Origin of the sequence: Pseudothermotoga sp. U03pept (assembly GCF_051235805.1) — a bacterium.
GTDB lineage: Bacteria > Thermotogota > Thermotogae > Thermotogales > DSM-5069 > Pseudothermotoga_B.
The window spans coordinates 1,364,848-1,381,943 of the sequence record NZ_JBPNXV010000001.1; the positions used below are offsets into that span (position 1 = coordinate 1,364,848).

Consider the following 17,096-nt stretch of genomic DNA (forward strand, 5'->3'; position numbering starts at 1 on the left):
TCATGTGACGATCACGGGTGGTACACGAAAGTCTCTCTCTGCGGACCTTTCGGATTTGTTTGGAAACAACAGAGAATGAATTGATGTCGACTTCACATCCATGAGCAACTGATTTTCAAATAAACGAGGATCGATAATGAATCTACCCGATTTGTCCTTGAGAGCCTTTTCTATAACCTTCTTGTACATTGAACAGACAGAAAGGACCGGAACAGTTGATTTTTTCTTTATGAAAGACAACAGCTCTCTACCTTTGGTAGTGAAGCCAAGAACTCTTAGATACTGTGGTCCAACTTCGTTGCATCGATCTAGGAACTCTTGAGAAACCTCAAAGAGTGCATAAAGTGCCAATCTTCTGATTTTACTCATGGTAAAACGTTTAGCTTTGACACATTCAAAGAACTGCTGCAATTCACCAGATTTCATGGCGCATTCTACGAATCTCAGATCAATACCTTCGCTGAATCCATAGAGTTGCTGTAATTTGTCTCTGTTAGAGAGTCTCACTTGGGCGAGTATCACCTGTTCTAACTGGTCTAATGTCACAGGTCCTCTGCCTTCGTTGAGTTCCTTGTAGATTATCTTCAAACTTGTCTCGGGGACGGCTTGTGAAACTTTCTCCCACTGGCCGTCAACTATCATTTTCCTTATCGCAGTTGCGCTCGAAAACTTTCCCTTAAATGATATGTCGTGATCCTCTGCACCTACTCTCTTTACCACGCGAACTTTTATCTCACTTCTCAGTTCCATCAAAGATCTGATGTATTCGATACCAAGGATATCATTAGATTTCTCTATCTTGAGAACTTCCTTGGGGTCCATCTCTTTCGTCACTTCAAAATACCTTAACAACGCATATTTTCTGGCATTCGGGAAAGAATTTCCTTTCTTCAGTTCTTCCCTCATCAACGCAGGAAATGGCTCAGGTTGTTGAATCATTACCGTTGCAATCTTGGTGAGAAAATCAAGGTTTGCCGACTCACTACCGAAGACGATATCTGTTACGACCTTTGTGCGTTCTAAGAGCCAGACTGCTCCTTTTGCAAAACCACCAGCATCTTGAATCGCAAAAACAAACGGCAGTTCAAAAACAACATCTACACCGTTGAGAAGTGCTATTTGAGCTCTTGAGAACTTATCTATGATCGCCGGCTCTCCTCTTTGACAGAAGTTCCCACTCATTACCGCAACAGTGTAATCTGGCTTGACGAGCTCCTTAGCAGCCTTCAGATGGTGCAAGTGTCCGTTGTGAAATGGATTGTATTCGACGATTATTCCCAGAACCCTCAACGAGACAACTTCTCCTCTCTAAGGATGCTCAAACAGAGCACAAAGTTGAGCAACGTGAAAACGAGAAAGCCCATCGACAGAAGCTGCACAGCCCTGATATCTCCAGATTTGCCAGCTAACTCAACACCAATCCACGCAAAACCGTGAACGATCATTCTGAAGAGTTGCACTGCGAGCGAAAAACCATTTGATATCAAGGCAAAGGATAGAAATATCATGTAGTTGTCGTCGTTTGCCTTTGCTAGACTGTAAAAACTGGTACATAGACCCGAAGAAATCGTCAATAAGACAACAAAGAAAAACCACCTTGAGGTGTGAAAACTCAAGCCAAAGGCGTCTTTGAAAATGGGAGCGACATACAGGAACAGACCATATGCCAAAGCCATGACTATGCCTATGGCTGCACAGAAAACACCGAGTAATAACAAGAGGTACAAAGCAGTTCTCATAGTACCACCTCATATCTTTGAGAGTATCACTTCTGCGAGTTTTCTACTACCCAAAACCTCTGCAATTTCTTCAACAGTTGAAGATTTTAATCGATCAATACTTTTAAAGACTTCAATGAGTTTTTTCTTTCTTTTTGGACCTACACCCGGTATTTCATCGAGAATTGAAATGAGAGCATCTTTCGTTCTCAATCTTCTGTGAAAGGTGTTTGCGAATCTGTGTGCTTCATCTCTTATTGAAACCAATATCCTCAAAATAGGACTGTCTAAACTCAGAAACAGTTCACCTTCTGCTGTACAAACGATCTCATGCTCTTTGGCAAGCCCCACAACATCACAATCCTTACCAATCTCTTGAAGCGCCATCTTCACTGCCCTGACCTGCCCCACTCCCCCGTCGACAAATATCAAATCAGGCAATGGATATTTCGAGTATCTCCTTTTTACAAGCTCTCTGATAGTTCCAAAATCATCTATCCTTTTGTTTCCAAAATTGTAGTGTCTGTAGTCTCTTTTGTATGGGGTTCCGTCAAGAAAGACGACAACTGATGCTACAGTTGTTCCACCTTGAAGATGTGCAACATCGAAGCCCTCTATTCGATGCGGGTATTTCGAAAGAGATAGAATTTTCATGAGTGAATCCAATGAATCTTTCCTTATGCTTCTAACCGTCAACTCACTCTTCGCGTTTTCAATGGCTTTGTTCAACAGATTCTGCTCGGCTTCGTCTCGTGGTCTACCACAGTAAACTGGTAGGTCTAAATCGATCTTTCTCTGCAGTATTATGGCAGGTGGAAGATCGTTCTTGTTCACCATGTAATAATTGAAGACGAAGTCCTTGATATCTGCGGAATCCATTTCGTAAACAAGCTTGGCAAGCATGTGACCGCTACGAATTCTGAAAAGAACATATAGATCTTTTACCCTGCCAATGACATCTAAATTTCTAAATTGTTCAAGCACCACTCCTTGTTTTTCCATCACTTTTTCGAATTTGAAAAGAAGATCTCTGTACTTCGCTGCGTTCTCGAAATCCATCATCTGTGCATGTCTTTTCATCTTTTGCTCGATGAGTTCCATCGTTGGAGAAACATCGCCTTTGAGGAACTCTCTTATCGGTTCAATCGCCATTTTCTCATAGTCTTCTTTGGAAATCTGATCTGCACATGGTGCTTCACATCGATGCATGTAGAAATCCATGCATGGCTTGGATTGTTTTGTCAAATCTCTCTGGCAGGTTCTGAAATGATAGACTTGTTGAAGAAAGTCCAATAGATCTCTGACAAACCTCACATTGGTGTATGGTCCGTAGTATTCACCATTTGAAAGCCTTCTGCGCACAATTCTCAAAGTTGGGAACTCTTCTTTTGTTATTTCTATGTACGGATAGAATTCCGTTTCCTTAAGCATGACGTTGTACTTCGGTTTGTGTTCAAAGATAAGAGTAGCTTCGAGCAATAGAGCCTCTCTTTCATTAGAAACGAGTGTGTAATCCAGTTCATGAGCTTCGTGAATCAGTCTTTCAACTTTCTTGTTTTCTCTGTGTGTTGATTCCCTGAAATAAGAAAGCAGTCTGTTGCGAAGTTTTTTTGCTTTCCCCACGTATAGATATTCGCCGCCACAACCGTAGAAAACATATACACCTGGTCTGTTGGGTGCCAGCTTTGCTTTAAGCGAGAGATCCAAACCCAATACCTCCTCAGATAATTCTACTGTACCGAGCTGTCGCATATCGCAAGATACTAAAATCTTTAACACACTCACCACTTGAATTTTCTCATGCAAATTGATATTATTCTTATTGAGAATGAATCTCAATAAGGGGGTGGCTCTGTGTCTCTGTTGGAGGTTCCAGTTGGATTTTCTGCAAAGGTACAATCTGTGCCAGAGACTCCAATAGGTTCAAGGCTTGTCTCTCTTGGTTTCATCCCAGGTACTTATGTGAAGGTCGTCAGAAGTGCTCCACTGGGTGATCCCAGGGTCTATTTGGTCATGGACAAGCTCATAACACTGCGAAATGACAGTGCAAGAGAGATAGAGGTGGAGCTCGATAACAACTTAATCACTCTCTCTTCTGCCACCGAAGGCATTTACGAGGTAATCGATCTATTTGGTGGAGCAGCCTTTCAGAATAAACTGTCCAAGATGGGCGTAGTGGAAGGTAAGACTGTGCAGGTTGTGGCTCCGATGAAAATAAGGACAGAAAGAGGACAGTTCACAGTTGGTTTTGGCATCGCAGCTCGCGTGTTGTTGAGGAGGTTGTAAGATGGCTCTTCGTGTAGCCTTGTGTGGAAACCCAAATGTTGGCAAAACCAGTCTTTTCAATGCTTTGACTGGAATGAGACAGTACGTTGCGAACTGGGCAGGTGTCACAGTTGAGGTAAAGGAAGGAATCAGAAACTGGCGAGGCGTGAAAATGGAATTCATCGATCTGCCAGGCACGTACAGCTTGTCCTCTTTCAGTATGGATGAAAAGATAGCAAGAGACTACCTTCTGTACAGGACACCGGATGTTTTGATAGTTGTTGTAGATGCCCTGGCTATGAAACAAGGACTATATCTGTTTCTTGAGGCTGCAGGACTCGATACGAAGATAATCTTGGTGGTGAACGCGATAGACGAGGCTCGAAAACAAGGTGTTCATATCGATAAACAAGAACTGGCAAAACACACTGGTGTTCCTGTTATTCTAACAAGTGCTGTGACTGGTGAAGGAATCGAGGAACTTTTCGATACAATTTTGAAAACCGCATCTTCTGAAAAGAAAAACTTTCACTTCGTCTACGATCCAGAAATAGAAGAGAAGATAAATGAAATGCAGTTGATCCTCCAAACAAAACCTTCTTTGAAGACATTTCCGCTGAGGTGGCTCTCTGAAAAGTATCTTGAAGGTGATCCAGAGACTGTGAAATTAATTGGACAAGATAACCTGCCGAACGGCATTCTTAGAGAGAAGATTGCTCAAGAGAGATACAAGCACATCGATTTGATCCTCAAAGAGACTTTCAAAGCTCCAGGTTCAGAGTTGACGATGAGTGAGGCTTTAGATCACGTGCTGACACACAAATACATAGGGATACCTATATTCCTTGCCTTGATGTACATGACATTCACGGTATCCTTTGAGATCGTTCAACCAATCTCAGATCTCATTGAAGCCCTCCTTGGCAGTTTTGCTGACCTCACGAGGGGTTTTTTGAAGAATGAAATGCTTGCTTCTTTGATTGCCGATGGAATCATCTCTGGTGTTGGAGCAATATTGGTCTTTGTTCCGAATATCTTTGCTCTCTTTCTGATGCTTGGTATCATGGAGGAGTCAGGTTACCTGCCCAGAGCAGCTTTTGTAGTTGACAGAATAATGTACAAACTCAAACTTTCTGGCAGGTCTTTTATGTCCTTCTTGCTCGGATTTGGTTGTTCTGTTCCGGCGATAATGTCAACAAGAGGCATATCAGACCAGCGTGAGAGAACTGTTGCAGTTCTGACGGTTCCGTTCATCTCATGTAGCGCGAGACTTCCAGTTTACCTCTTGATCGCAAGTGTTTTCTTCGAGAAAAACAAAGGTTTGGTCGTCTTCTTTGTTTACTTGCTGAGCGCTGCTGTGGCACTCCTCAGTGCAGTCTTTCTGAACAAGATTCTCTTCAAAGGTGAGCCAGGGTTTCTGACACTTGAACTCCCGAGGTATCGTATGCCCAAACCAAGAAATCTCTTACTCTATGTCTGGCACAGGGGTAAACACTTCTTAGTGAAGGCCGGTACGATAATCTTTTTAGCTTCCGTTGCTCTTTGGGCTGCAAGTTACTTTCCTGCGAATGGAGAGCCTTCGAAATCCCTTGCATCTTACGTTGGCAGGACCATATCGTGGGTCATGAAACCTCTTGGTTTTGATTGGCGAATCAGTACTGCGCTGGTCTTTGGAGTTGCAGCCAAGGAGGTTGTAGTCTCTGCCTTGGGTATGTTCTTTGGTTTTGGAGGAGAAGAATCTTTCACAACTACTTTGGCTAATTCTTTCAGCCCAGCCACTGCTTTAGCTCTGATAGTTTTCGTGATGGCTTACATACCTTGTTTTGCAACTTTAGGAACAATATCTGCCGAAGCTGGTAAGAAGTACCTTTTGATTTCAATTCTCTACAGTTTCTCAGTTGCCTATCTTTTAGCCTACATTACTAAGGTCTTGGGAGGTCTTTTACTGTGAGAAGATTTATGCTGATTATTGACACTGCTTTGGGATTGATTTCTTTCTCGCTCTTTCTAAAAATTGACTGGATGCTTTCCTTGTGCATTCTCATCTTCACGCTGATATACCTTTTTGGCATAATTGATTCTAAGAAAAACCCTCAAAGGATAGATGCACACTTGATGGTCGGTGGAACGATGTTTTTTCTCGTTCTTTGCTTTGTGCTTCTAAAAGGTCAAATTGAGCTTTCATTAGCCCAGATGATGGTCATCTTGACTGGCTCGATTGGTTTTATACAAATGGTAGTCTTCAGGAGAAGTTTTAAATGATCCTTTCAAACACCTTGAACAGAAGGGCAGACAATCCCGCGGCAAGCGGCACAGTCATTATCCAAGAAAAAACTATGTTCTTAAGCACACCCACATTGACCACCTCTATGCCACGAGCCATGCCGACGCCAACTACAGAACCTACAACTATATGAGTGGTTGAGACAGGAAGTCCAAAGATCGAAGAGAGTAGTACAGTAGACGCAGTTGAAAAGTCTATGCAAAATCCTCTTGTGTTGTTCAACTCTGTAATGTCAGTTCCTATTGTCTTCATAACCCTGTAGCCAAGAAAAAGAACACCTAACGAAATGCCTAAGCCTCCGAACATCAGTATCCAAATTGGGACTTCCACCTTTGAAGAGATGCTGTTTGTCTTGATTACCCAGTAGATCACTGCGATTGGACCAACGGCATTTGCCACATCGTTAGCTCCATGCGAAAAACTCACATAGCAACTGGTCATGACTTGAAGGCGTTTGAAGATGTATTCCACAAATTCATAATCACTCGTTCTTCTCTTGTAGTATCTCTTCAAAATCAAATAACCGATTATCCCTGCACAAGTTGCAAAGATTAGACCGAGAATGAGACTGTTTCTTTGATTCAATTTAATTGTTTTCACGTTCAAAAGGTATATTATGATGAAAAAAGTACACCATATTACCACTGGTCCAGCCTTCTTGACGGCATTAGACGGTGAAGGTCTCCTGAGCACGAAAAACGATATCAACTTGAAGATTGAGTAAGCGAGTAATCCTCCGGCGAGCGGCGAGAGCACCCAACTTGAGACTATCGATACCATCACCTTCCAGTTCACAGCTTGCCATCCTGCCGCCGCTATACCAAAGCCTGCCATGCCACCGACGATAGAATGCGTTGTTGAAACGGGCATCCCCCAGATAGTCGCAGCCAGAATCCATACTGAAGAAGAGAGCAGTGCAGCAAAGGCACCGATCAACAGCACTTTGGGATCTGCCACGACTTCTGGCTTGACGATGCCCTTAGTGATGGTGGAAGTAACATGAGAACCAAACAGAACTGCTCCAAGAAACTCCAAGAAGGAGGCGATTATAACCGCTTGTTTTGGACTGATCGCTTTGGCACCCACAGCCGTTGCCATTGAATTCGCGACATCGTTTGCCCCTATGGCAAATGCCATAGCGAAACCACTTGCAAAAGCAAGTAAGATCGACATGATCTTACCTCCTCAAATGTGAGTTATCATACGAATTCTCTCTGCCACATTCTCGGCGTGATCTGCCACTCGTGCAAGGAGTCTAACGAGCTTCTCAAGGAAATACAAATCTACAGGGTGAATTGTGTTTTTCATCGAGAAGATCTTCCTGCCCAGTTCGAGAGACAGTTTGTCTGTCTGTGACTCATTCGTTTCAACCTTCGTCGCGAGCTTGTCTTCGGCCAAAGCTATGGAAGGAGCGAATGATGATTCTACCAAATTCTGCAAATCTCCTACGGCTTTAACCATCATCTGAACGCTGTCACGAGTGCTCTCTGCAAGTTCAAAGATCAAGTCTTTGATTTCCTTGGTAAGCGGTTTCTCAAACTTGTTGAGTGTCAAAGACTTGAGAAAATCGTCAACCGCGTCTATCACAGCATCTTCTTCGTGAAGAATGATCAACATATCAGTTCTGTCAAAGTAGACGAATTTCAATTTTGAGTAACTTTCTCTGATCTGTATCTTGAGTTCATCTGCCTTGTCTTCAAGTACATCAACTTCTCTACATATCTCGTCAATCGGATGATTTTCAAAGTAATTTCTCAAAGCTGGCAGTATGAACTCTGCAGCCTTCTTAGTGACCAAAGCATGTTCGAACAAAAGCTTTAACGGCGATTGTTTTGGAAACATCTTCCCGACAAACCGAGTCAAGTTCTGCACCTCCCTACCAAGAATACAGCAGAAGACCAGCGATCGATGTAACTACAATCGGTACAAAAACCCTTCGTAGCACTCGCAGAAAGTCCACTTTGAAATACTGGCAAGTCAAGACTAAGCAAAGATGAACGGGTGAAAGAAGAACGCCTATCACCGAGAAAATATAGGTGATCATAGCCAGATGGTCAGCTTGCATTGCGAGCACAATGGGAAGACAAACACCAAGAGCGGCACTGGTTATTCCCGTGGACATTCCGATAACCAAAGGCAGTGAGATGGCGATCAGTAAAACACTAAAACCAGACTTGGAAAGTTCTTCACTCATTCTCTGCCCAATTCCAAGATCGATCATCGAATGTTTGTAGAGAAAGACGACAAGAAGTATGGGAAAGATATCGAGTTTCCTCACAGAGTTCGCAAGCGCTTTTAGAATAACTTGGACACGGACCAACGCGTAAAAAGTACAGGCTATCAACAGAGAAAGCCAGCCTTCTAATTTGAACACAAGTATCATGAAACCAGTTGATAGGATCACAAGAAGAGGCCAGAGATTTTTCCAATCCTGCGCAGAGATATTTCTGACCTTTGGCAGAGTAAAACCGTTCAGATAGACCCAGCCTATGAGAAAGGAGACCAAAAATAGGGGAAACAACTTGACTGAGATCATTCCCAAGGGTGTACCGGTCAAACTCGCAAGAAGGTACATAGCCGGATAGACGGGCCAAAAGAACTCAAGAGAATGACGGAACCAATAGTTAACAGCAGTCTTGTCTAAGGCATTCATCTGCAAACCAATTTGGTCGACGATCGGCGCTGTAAACATCGCTCCAGCAGGCATTGGCATAAGCCCTACTACTGCCGGCATGAAAGCCGCTGCAGATTTGGAGCTTTGAAATAACCTCTGAACTGACTGTGAAAATCTTTCTGCATCCTGTGAGGCAGCCATGAGTTCACCGAGAAAATATATGAGAAAAACACTGGGTAGAAGTGTTATGAAAGAAGGATCCCTGACGGAGTTCAGAAAGATCATAGGAAGATGCAAGATTACCTGCCAGTTGACGAACGCAAAGACCAAAAAACCTGCTATCATAGAAATGATCAGTTGTTTTGTTAAACGCTGAAATAAGACTACCGATGCAAGTGAAGTCAGTACTGAGAGTACAGTCACAGAACGACCTCCTTTGTTCGCGATCTGAACATATTCTACAGCTAAAGGAGGCTTTGGGTTGTGATCAATGTCAAAAGAGTATATGAAGAAAATGGGAATTTCTATGCATTGAGTGATGAGAGTCCGTTTTACCCAGACGGTAAAGGCGGTCAACTGGGTGATCGTGGAAAGATAGGCTCTGCAAAGGTCTTCAAGGTAGAAGAAAGGGGAACTGAGATAGTTCACCTGTTGGACAGACCCATAGAACCGGGAGAGTACGAATACAGCGTTGATGAGTCAAGAAGGTTGGATATAGCCATACAACACACAGCACAACACATATTATCTGCAGCGTTTTTGAAAACTATTCAGGCAAGAACAATTAGTTTCCACATGGGTGAAGAGTTCTCTACGATCGATCTTGACCTTCCTCAGCTGACCATTGAAGCCCTTGAAGAGTCAGAGTCACTCGCGAACAAGGTTGTAAGATCGTGTATCGAAGTTCAGATAATCCACACCGACAGGGAAACAGCAGAAAAGATGGATCTTAGGAAATCATTGAGTGATAAGATTGGTGAACTGGTCAGAGTTGTGAAAATAGGTGATTTTGATCTTTCAGCTTGTGGTGGTTTTCACGTGAAGAACACTGGTGAGATAGGCATAGTGAAGGTAGTCGCCTGGGAAAAAGCCAAGGGCACGTTAACCAGAGTCTATTTCTTGGCAGGAAATAGAGCGTTGTCAGACTATGCCAAAAGGGTCCTCGTTCTCAGAGAACTATCGAAGTTACTGACAAGTTCTGTAGACGAAATGAAAGAAAGAGTCTTCGGCTTGCTCGAAAAGATAAAAGATCAAGCTTCCCTGATAAACCGTCTTGCTGAAGAGTTGGCGAAGAATATCTGTAATACCTTACCTACACAACAGATGGGAAGATACAGAATCTCTTTTTATGAAGGATTTGACGAAGTAGCCAATGCGTTGGCAAAGTATTTTACAACCGATCTTTTGATCTGCAAAACATCTGAAGGTTATCAATTTGCCTCGAAGGACTTTGACTGCTCAAAACTCATATCCAAATTAAAGGAAAGTCTGTCTTGCTCAGGCGGAGGTGGTGTGAAACGAGGTATGCTCAAGAGTAATGTGAGCTGGAATGAATTGCTTCTGCTACTTCAGAAAGAATTAGAGGTGATGTGAGATGAAGTTGAATTTTGCAAAGCTACCAACACCTGTTGAATTTCTGCCAAAGATCAGCCGCCAGTACGAGAGAGAGATTTTTGTCAAGAGAGATGATATGACTGAGCTCATTTCGAGCGGTAATAAGATCAGAAAACTTGAGTTCTTACTCGCAGACGCTTTGAAAAAGAGATGTGATGTCGTCTTCACTTGCGGTGGCATGCAGTCAAACCACGCCAGAGCAACGGCTCACCTGGCTGTGAAATGTGGTTTGAAACCTGTTCTGTTTCTCAGAGAAACCCAGGCAGAACCGAGGAGTTCGTTGAGCGAGAGGATCATTAAGGCTCTTTCGATAGATGATATGGAATTTCTAAAAGTTTACAACCAAAGAGTTCCTGAAGGAAATCTCTTAATCGATAAACTCCTTGGTGCTGAGTTGATAACAGTAACGGTCCAACAGTACGCACAGATCGAAGAGGTTTATGAAAAGTACAAAGAAGACTTCGAAAGGAGAGGTCTCAGAGTTTACACAATACCCGAAGGTGGTTCCAATGCACTCGGTGCTATGGGATATGTCTATGCAGCCGGAGAAATAGCAACTCAGCTTGATCTGAGAAATTTCGATGCAATCTACTGTGCCGTTGGAAGTGGTGGTACCTATGCTGGACTGATCGCAGGGCTTCGTTACATGGGCTATGATATACCAGTCATAGGCATAAATGTCACCAAGACCTCTTCTGAAAAATTCGTCGAGAAAGTCAGACAGACCGTCGAACAGCTAAAGGAATACAGTATAAAGATTGATCTTCCCACAGATCAGATAAAAATAGTGGATGAATTCAGTGGACCTGCATATGCTGTTCCAACAGAACCAGATTTGGACTGCATAAGAATCGTCGCGGCAAATGAAGGTCTAATATTAGACCCAGTCTACACAGCCAAAACTTTCAGAGGTATGTTGCAGCTCTCGAAAAAAGGACAAAGAGTACTGTTCATTCATACCGGTGGTCTCTTTGGACTTTTCGCTCAGGCGTATAGGTTCGTAGAGCCATGAAGAGGATCATTATTCTTTTCGTAGTGCTCTTACCATTTCTTCACGGTTGTACGAATATCTCTGTGCCCTCTGCTTTTGTATACCGTTTCCCGGAAAACCTCTACGCCGGAAAGGTTCATTTTGTGAAGATAGGTGTTAAGAACGCCTTTGGTTTCTTGATAGCCAATACAACTATAAAGGTGAATGATGTAGATTACACGACCGATGATTCTGGCTATGCAACGGTTCCGATTTACTTTGCAGAAAGTGGTACAAAGCAGATCACAGTACAGAGTGGGTTAGTAGAAGAGACAAAACAGTTGCAACTGAAAAAACCTTCGTGGTTCATCTTTCTGTGGATCTGTTCTGACAACAATCTTGATACATACGTTCAAACAGATTTGCAGGAAATAGTTAAGGCTGCAGATGATGTCTCGGTGGCGATTCTGTGGGACAGTCGTGAACCTTCAAAGGACGGCTTGTACATCTTAACGGACTTAAGAACGATTTATAAGATAGAACCCAGTGGTGAAATCAACAGCGGAGATGGTGATCTTCTCAAGTCATTCACCGAAAGATTCAGTTCACTCGATTCAGATCGTAAGGCATTGATCATTTGGAATCATGGACTGTCTTGGATAGACATTCCTCCGAGCGATTATTCAACAAAAGGAATCTCCTATGACGATCAGAGTAAAGATTTTCTCACAATCGATGAGATAGCAAAAAACGTCAAAGGCAGCTGGGACGTCTTTGGTATGGACGCCTGCTTGATGGGATCAGTCGAAGTGATATACGCTCTCAAAGAGATAGCGGATTTCATCTTGGCTTCGCCTAATGATATTCCAGCTGATGGTTTTGACTATGGATTTCTCGCCGATGTGAGCAACAAATCGCCGGTGGATTTTTCAAAAGCGGCAATTGATTATTACAAGAATTATTATTACTCAAAGAGCTATGCAACATCTCTGGCAGTTTATGAGACATCCAGAGTCGATGAGGCGATAAACTCCTTAAACACTTTCTTAAGCCCGCTGCCACAAGATTTGCCGAATCTGTCAAGCATCACGACATACAGTAGCTACTTTCATTTATATGACCTTGGCCAAGTACTCGAAAAGATGCAAGCTACAGAAACCTTAGAGAAGTTCAATGAAGTTGTTGTGTACAGGTATCTGTCAGAGGAGTTGCCAACATCTCTTGGGATGAGTGTCTTTTTTCCAGCGAATAAAGAAGACGTCACAAGATTACAGTACAGTTCAACACAGTTTGCAGAGGATACCCTTTGGGATGAATTTCTACTCAACCATTAGTCCTTAGAATAATGAAGAGTTGGGAACTTCCTTGATTGCACAAAGGATTCAATCTTGTTCATATCGAGTTCAGCCAATAACACTGTATCACCAGTTGTAGAGCTATTCTTCACTATGTAGCCATCAAGTGAATTCGTTATAGGTATCGGTGCGGTGACACAGGCTCGAGCCTTCAAATCTTTACCAAGAAATCTGCCAGACACAGCTGACCAAAGACCATAGAAACCCACCATCTGCGAATGAGCCCACATGTGATATCTCTCATCCCAATCACTGTAATCAGCCACACCAAAGCCTGGAGTCGCTATTATTCTCACCCCGCTTGATACCAAGCGATCCAATTGGATGCTGTTGTTGAGAGTTCTATGTGAGACCACTGCCATTTTGTATTCCTTGGTTTCCAAAATATGGCTTTGTCTATTTCCAACGTGATAGACCTTGTGACCTTGAGTAGTTCCAAAGACAACTGTGCAGTTCCAGATTTTCGAAAACTCAGCCATTGTTCTCTCACATATTTCGCTTGTCGTTCTTGATGTCTCCCTTATCGCTTTGGCATGGTGACGTGTTCCGATGAGCAGAAAGAGTGGAAAAACGCGAAAGAGAAAACTGTCCATCAGATGTGGAAAAACAACGATATCAGGGCCAAAGTCGGTCATCTTTATGAGAAATCGATTAATCAGCGCTATGAATCCACTGACGTTGGAAACAGGAGAGTATTCCATCTGGATAACCGCGGCTTTTACAACGCCTTTAGCTCTTTTCACCGCGCCTGGCTGTACAAGGTTTCTGAGTGATTTTTGAAGCTGAAAGTTTGGAAGTAAAAGCGAGAGCAAAAATCTGGTTAGGCCCATCTAAGTCAACCCTCAGCGAAGCTTCTAACGCTGAAGAAAAGCCCACTTTCAGTTTTAGAGACATTCATGTCTATCATACAACTTGCTGTGGAATCAATGACCAGACCCGAGTGATCCTTTCCCTGACCAGGTACTGAAAACTGATACTGCAATGTGTCTGCGCGGTTCACCAAAAGTGCAATTGGCAGATTGAATTCCCTACTTGATCCCCAACATATCGCTTTGGACAAGAGCAGATCAGATACAGTACTCGCATTCTGAAAGACAACAGTCAGGATAACTTCAGCCTTTTTCGCATCGTGTATCATTTGCCAATGGACTGGTTTTGTGCAACAGATGACTGCAATCTTACCAAAGGGTGTTGTCAGGAAATCAAAATCTCCGCCGTAATGCAATTCATCAGAGTTCGCAGCCACGTACATATATCCTCTGTCATTTCCTATGAGGTAATTGGATGCTCCAGCGACAGGCTCTTCAACCCAAGATATTACCAGATCGGTGTAATAGAATTCCTTCAGAACAATCTGTCTTCCAAGAAGAAACCTCACCAGCCCACCTCTTCAACAATTATAGCACAAAAGGGAGGCATTTGCCTCCCTCTGGCGGGGACGACGGGACTTGAACCCGCGGCCACCGGTGTGACAGACCGGCATGCTGACCAGACTGCACCACGTCCCCAACACTTTTGTATTTTGACAGAAAATCGAAGAAAAGTCAAGTACTCACAGCCATTTCATCGGCAATAACAAAATGTAACAAACAGGTGAATTGAACGCCTAAGTGCTTGTGATCAAAATCCATCTCACGAAAAATCCGCTTTTGCTCTTTTGATCGAGCCTTCCTCTGTTTCTTAGCATCTTTGGGTCCGTAAATTATATAATGGAAAGAAAGCCTGGGCTTGCGTGTACACGCCATGTAGCATCATATCCTTGGGGTTATTCTACTCTTTCGAAAGATTTTGACCTGTCGCATATGTATGCAATGAATAAGGTAGAAGAAGCTCCCACTTTTCATCTGTGCTTAGAAATGAAGTTCTCAATCGATCTATCCCAACTTTTCTCATCTTCTTTCGAAAAGTAGCAAGCAGGCAATTCACCATGTGCCCTGTGATAGGCGAGACATTCACAACAAATACCCTTCCTGGGACATCCAGGATAGGAACAGTTGCAATTCTTAAGATTTCTCTCTTTGTTCACACAGTTCACAGCAGTTCAACCTCCTTCATTCAGATTCTACAAGTTTTTTAGCTGAGAACCACAGAGCCAAAATCCCACAAAAAAAGAAGATGGTATTTGCGATCAGAAAGAGTCCCAAATTCATATTCTGAGCGTCTGCACTATAACGAACAAGATCTGCGGCATATTTGACAGGCAAGATGTACGCAATCCACCTTATGTAATCTGGCATGAAAGTTATTGGAAAATAAACACCCGAGAAAAAGACCATAACTGTGTTGAGAACTGAACCAACATTGGAAGCAGCATTCGGATTTCTGAACAAGGACACAATTATTATGCCGATAGCCATCATGCCGAGAGTGACAGAAACAACTGTTGGAATCAACAAGAGCCAATTGAACTCTATCTCGCTATTAAAGACTACTCGGCAAAGCAAGAGAACGACGACAAGAGAAAGAAAACTCAAAAGCATTCTTATCACCGAAACGCTTAGCACAACAGTGATAGGTTTTGCACAAGTCAGTGAAACTCTCCTGAGGACACCTTTCTTTCTGTAATTACCGAAGACAGTTATCATCGAGAACATTCCGTTGGAAAAGAGCGACAGAGCGATAACGCCCATCATCATGTAATCAAAATCAGATATCTCTTTTTTTGTTTCCTTCACCTCGATTGTATCAATTTGAATGAAATTCACCGAATTGTTCATGGTTTTTTCTATAATGTTTCTCGCCGACATTTCAATCATCTTTACTTCGCCCATCAGAGATGGGCTTTTTTGGTAGTAAAGAATTGCCTTCTCTCCTGTAACAACTATCCCCATTGAAAGTTTGCCATCCTTTATCTGCTTCTGCAGGTTTTGTTCATCATCGTAGATAACCAAATCCCAGCTGCCAATCTCTTGTAGAGCAGAAGTAATTCTTTCATCATCTGCACAGATACCCATCGTTCTTCTGTAAGAAGATTCTTCACTGAAGAGAAAGCCGAAGATGAGAAGAAAAACAACAGGAAAAAAGACTGTGAAGAACAGGGAAAGGAGATTTCTGACTGACTCTGCGGAATAAGCCTTTAAGAACGCGAATAACTGCCTATTCATACCCCATCACCTTCTTGAAACTGAATGCAAAAGCAACGATCGAAACTGCAACCCACGCCAGTGGGACTGCCCAAAGCTGAAACTGTGAGAAAGTATAAACACCTTGATGCAATGAATACCTGAGATTCTCAGCGAGGTAGGTCGTTGGGAGTACATAGGCTATAGCCCTTATGAAAACTGGCATGTTGAGGTTCAAGACTGGAAAGTAAAACCCTCCCAAGAACATCATCAGTTGGTATAGGATCTGTACAGTAACTATAGCAGTTGAAAACCGTCTGCAAACTGACACAACCGTAATTCCAATGCTGAAAGAGACCACGATTGAAAAGAGCAACTTTAAGATAAAGCCTGCAGACAAAACAAGGTTACTCACTTTGTAGATTGCCAAGCCCATTGCATAGATGATTACACTTGAGAGTACCATTGAGAAGAAAACACTCAAACCGAATGATGAAAGATATTCAAGCGATCTCACTGGAGTAGAGTAAAGTCGCTTGTTAATGCCTGACTCACGGTTGTAAATCAAACCAAGGGGCAGATTGAAAAATCCCAGCGATAGAACAGACATCAGTATCACAGCCGGAAAGATATAGGTTGGATAGTGAAATTTCTCGTTTTGAGTCTGTTTTTGGACGGGAATCAATTCGAAGTTCACCTGTGTATAGTTACCTCCACTTCGGGCGATTTTTTGTTTTGAGATCTCAAGGTCTATGGTTCCCAAGATCGATTGCAATATTCTTTTTGCCATCTCTGATTCCACCGAGTTTGCGCGTGCATAGAATTCCAGATTGGCGACACCCTGTGAAAACAACATAACCCTCGCCAAAGCCATGTTGAAATCTTTGGGAATTTTCAGTATCAAATCGATCTTTTTCGTTTGAAGGTTTTTCCTTGCTTCTTCAAGGTCTTCAAAATACGTTATTTGAAAAGGATCTGGGCTTATCGAACCAAGCACTTGATCCAAGATTTTTCCAAAGCCAGAAAGCTCTACCTCTTTTACAACACCCAACTTGAAAGTCACTCCGCCATCTGAATAGGCACCAGAAAAGACAGATGTGAGTATGAAAAAGAGAATCAAAGGGAACACAAAGGGCCAGAAAAAACCATTGAATTCGCGAATATCGTTCAACAGCAATGCTCTCGAGAGTTTTATGATCTTCATCTTCAATCAC

Annotated in this window: 17 protein-coding genes and 1 tRNA gene; 6 read left to right on the forward strand and 12 right to left on the reverse strand. The window is 42.8% G+C overall.

Annotation, left to right across the window (positions count from 1 at the left end; all coding sequences use genetic code 11):
* Genes ACSFC1_RS06765 through uvrC form a run of 3 tightly spaced genes read right to left on the reverse strand, consistent with a single transcriptional unit; the run spans position 1 to position 3,425 of the window.
* Entirely contained in the window at positions 1-1,290 is a 1,290-nt protein-coding gene (locus tag ACSFC1_RS06765; RefSeq protein WP_435565347.1) for a nucleotidyltransferase, read from the reverse strand.
* Positions 1,287-1,739 (reverse strand): hypothetical protein, encoded by a 453-nt coding sequence (locus tag ACSFC1_RS06770; RefSeq protein WP_435565348.1) that lies wholly within the window; start codon positions 1,737-1,739, stop codon positions 1,287-1,289. The genes ACSFC1_RS06765 and ACSFC1_RS06770 overlap by 4 nt, the downstream gene beginning before the upstream one ends.
* A gap of 9 nt (positions 1,740-1,748) precedes the next feature.
* Positions 1,749-3,425, reverse strand: a complete 1,677-nt coding sequence (gene uvrC / locus ACSFC1_RS06775) for an excinuclease ABC subunit UvrC (RefSeq protein WP_435565349.1) — start codon at positions 3,423-3,425, stop codon at positions 1,749-1,751.
* Between the two features lie 147 nt (positions 3,426-3,572).
* Between uvrC and ACSFC1_RS06780 the strand changes: the two genes are divergently transcribed.
* The 3 genes from ACSFC1_RS06780 to ACSFC1_RS06790 are packed head-to-tail and all read left to right on the forward strand — an operon-like array spanning position 3,573 to position 6,245.
* Entirely contained in the window at positions 3,573-4,004 is a 432-nt protein-coding gene (locus ACSFC1_RS06780; protein ID WP_435565350.1) for a FeoA domain-containing protein, read from the forward strand.
* A 1-nt stretch (position 4,005) separates the two neighbouring features.
* Positions 4,006-5,934 (forward strand): ferrous iron transport protein B, encoded by a 1,929-nt coding sequence (gene feoB, locus ACSFC1_RS06785; RefSeq protein ID WP_435565351.1) that lies wholly within the window; start codon positions 4,006-4,008, stop codon positions 5,932-5,934.
* On the forward strand, positions 5,931-6,245 hold the full coding sequence (locus ACSFC1_RS06790) for a hypothetical protein (RefSeq protein WP_435565352.1): 315 nt from the start codon (positions 5,931-5,933) through the stop codon (positions 6,243-6,245). The genes feoB and ACSFC1_RS06790 overlap by 4 nt, the downstream gene beginning before the upstream one ends.
* On the opposite strand, the gene ACSFC1_RS06795 is transcribed toward ACSFC1_RS06790, so the two are convergent.
* The 3 genes from ACSFC1_RS06795 to ACSFC1_RS06805 are packed head-to-tail and all read right to left on the reverse strand — an operon-like array spanning position 6,238 to position 9,304.
* The gene (locus ACSFC1_RS06795) at positions 6,238-7,440 is read right to left on the reverse strand and encodes an inorganic phosphate transporter (protein WP_435565353.1); all 1,203 of its coding nucleotides are present in this window, start codon (positions 7,438-7,440) and stop codon (positions 6,238-6,240) included. The genes ACSFC1_RS06790 and ACSFC1_RS06795 overlap by 8 nt on opposite strands.
* A gap of 12 nt (positions 7,441-7,452) precedes the next feature.
* A complete protein-coding gene (locus tag ACSFC1_RS06800; protein WP_435565354.1) occupies positions 7,453-8,130 on the reverse strand; it encodes a DUF47 domain-containing protein in 678 nt (225 codons plus the stop codon).
* A 13-nt stretch (positions 8,131-8,143) separates the two neighbouring features.
* Positions 8,144-9,304: a DUF401 family protein gene (locus tag ACSFC1_RS06805; protein ID WP_435565355.1), complete on the reverse strand. Its 1,161-nt coding sequence runs from the start codon at positions 9,302-9,304 to the stop codon at positions 8,144-8,146.
* 60 nt (positions 9,305-9,364) lie between these two features.
* Here ACSFC1_RS06805 and ACSFC1_RS06810 point away from each other — a divergent pair, with 60 nt between their 5' ends.
* The 3 genes from ACSFC1_RS06810 to ACSFC1_RS06820 are packed head-to-tail and all read left to right on the forward strand — an operon-like array spanning position 9,365 to position 12,799.
* The gene (locus ACSFC1_RS06810) at positions 9,365-10,474 is read left to right on the forward strand and encodes an alanyl-tRNA editing protein (RefSeq protein WP_435565356.1); all 1,110 of its coding nucleotides are present in this window, start codon (positions 9,365-9,367) and stop codon (positions 10,472-10,474) included.
* Position 10,475: 1 nt separating this feature from the next.
* Entirely contained in the window at positions 10,476-11,507 is a 1,032-nt protein-coding gene (locus tag ACSFC1_RS06815) for a D-cysteine desulfhydrase family protein (RefSeq protein ID WP_435565357.1), read from the forward strand.
* Complete coding sequence (locus ACSFC1_RS06820) at positions 11,504-12,799, forward strand: clostripain-related cysteine peptidase (protein ID WP_435565358.1); 1,296 nt, start codon at positions 11,504-11,506, stop codon at positions 12,797-12,799. The genes ACSFC1_RS06815 and ACSFC1_RS06820 overlap by 4 nt, the downstream gene beginning before the upstream one ends.
* On the opposite strand, the gene ACSFC1_RS06825 is transcribed toward ACSFC1_RS06820, so the two are convergent.
* From ACSFC1_RS06825 to ACSFC1_RS06850, 6 genes are all read right to left on the reverse strand, one after another.
* Positions 12,796-13,650: a hypothetical protein gene (locus ACSFC1_RS06825; RefSeq protein WP_435565359.1), complete on the reverse strand. Its 855-nt coding sequence runs from the start codon at positions 13,648-13,650 to the stop codon at positions 12,796-12,798. The two genes, ACSFC1_RS06820 and ACSFC1_RS06825, sit on opposite strands and share 4 nt — an antisense overlap.
* 5 nt (positions 13,651-13,655) lie before the next feature.
* Entirely contained in the window at positions 13,656-14,198 is a 543-nt protein-coding gene (locus tag ACSFC1_RS06830; RefSeq protein WP_435565360.1) for a hypothetical protein, read from the reverse strand.
* Positions 14,199-14,250: 52 nt separating this feature from the next.
* Positions 14,251-14,328: transfer RNA gene (locus ACSFC1_RS06835), tRNA-Asp, on the reverse strand.
* A gap of 332 nt (positions 14,329-14,660) precedes the next feature.
* Complete coding sequence (locus ACSFC1_RS06840; RefSeq protein ID WP_435565361.1) at positions 14,661-14,855, reverse strand: DUF6485 family protein; 195 nt, start codon at positions 14,853-14,855, stop codon at positions 14,661-14,663.
* Positions 14,856-14,871: 16 nt separating this feature from the next.
* Positions 14,872-15,924 carry an ABC transporter permease gene (locus ACSFC1_RS06845; protein WP_435565362.1) on the reverse strand — a complete coding sequence of 351 codons (1,053 nt, stop codon included), beginning with the start codon at positions 15,922-15,924 and terminating at the stop codon, positions 14,872-14,874.
* A complete protein-coding gene (locus ACSFC1_RS06850; RefSeq protein WP_435565363.1) occupies positions 15,917-17,086 on the reverse strand; it encodes an ABC transporter permease in 1,170 nt (389 codons plus the stop codon). Before ACSFC1_RS06850 ends, ACSFC1_RS06845 begins: the two co-directional genes overlap by 8 nt.
* Between the last annotated feature and the right edge of the window lie 10 nt (positions 17,087-17,096).

Coding starts and splice junctions, on each gene's coding strand:
- ACSFC1_RS06820 (WP_435565358.1), top strand. CDS start 11,504: ATGAAGAGGATCATTATTCTTTTCGTAGTGCTCTTACCATTTCTTCAC.
- ACSFC1_RS06845 (WP_435565362.1), bottom strand. CDS start 15,924: ATGAATAGGCAGTTATTCGCGTTCTTAAAGGCTTATTCCGCAGAGTCA.
- feoB (WP_435565351.1), top strand. CDS start 4,006: ATGGCTCTTCGTGTAGCCTTGTGTGGAAACCCAAATGTTGGCAAAACC.
- ACSFC1_RS06815 (WP_435565357.1), top strand. CDS start 10,476: ATGAAGTTGAATTTTGCAAAGCTACCAACACCTGTTGAATTTCTGCCA.
- ACSFC1_RS06795 (WP_435565353.1), bottom strand. CDS start 7,440: ATGTCGATCTTACTTGCTTTTGCAAGTGGTTTCGCTATGGCATTTGCC.
- ACSFC1_RS06850 (WP_435565363.1), bottom strand. CDS start 17,086: ATGAAGATCATAAAACTCTCGAGAGCATTGCTGTTGAACGATATTCGC.
- ACSFC1_RS06825 (WP_435565359.1), bottom strand. CDS start 13,650: ATGGGCCTAACCAGATTTTTGCTCTCGCTTTTACTTCCAAACTTTCAG.
- ACSFC1_RS06770 (WP_435565348.1), bottom strand. CDS start 1,739: ATGAGAACTGCTTTGTACCTCTTGTTATTACTCGGTGTTTTCTGTGCA.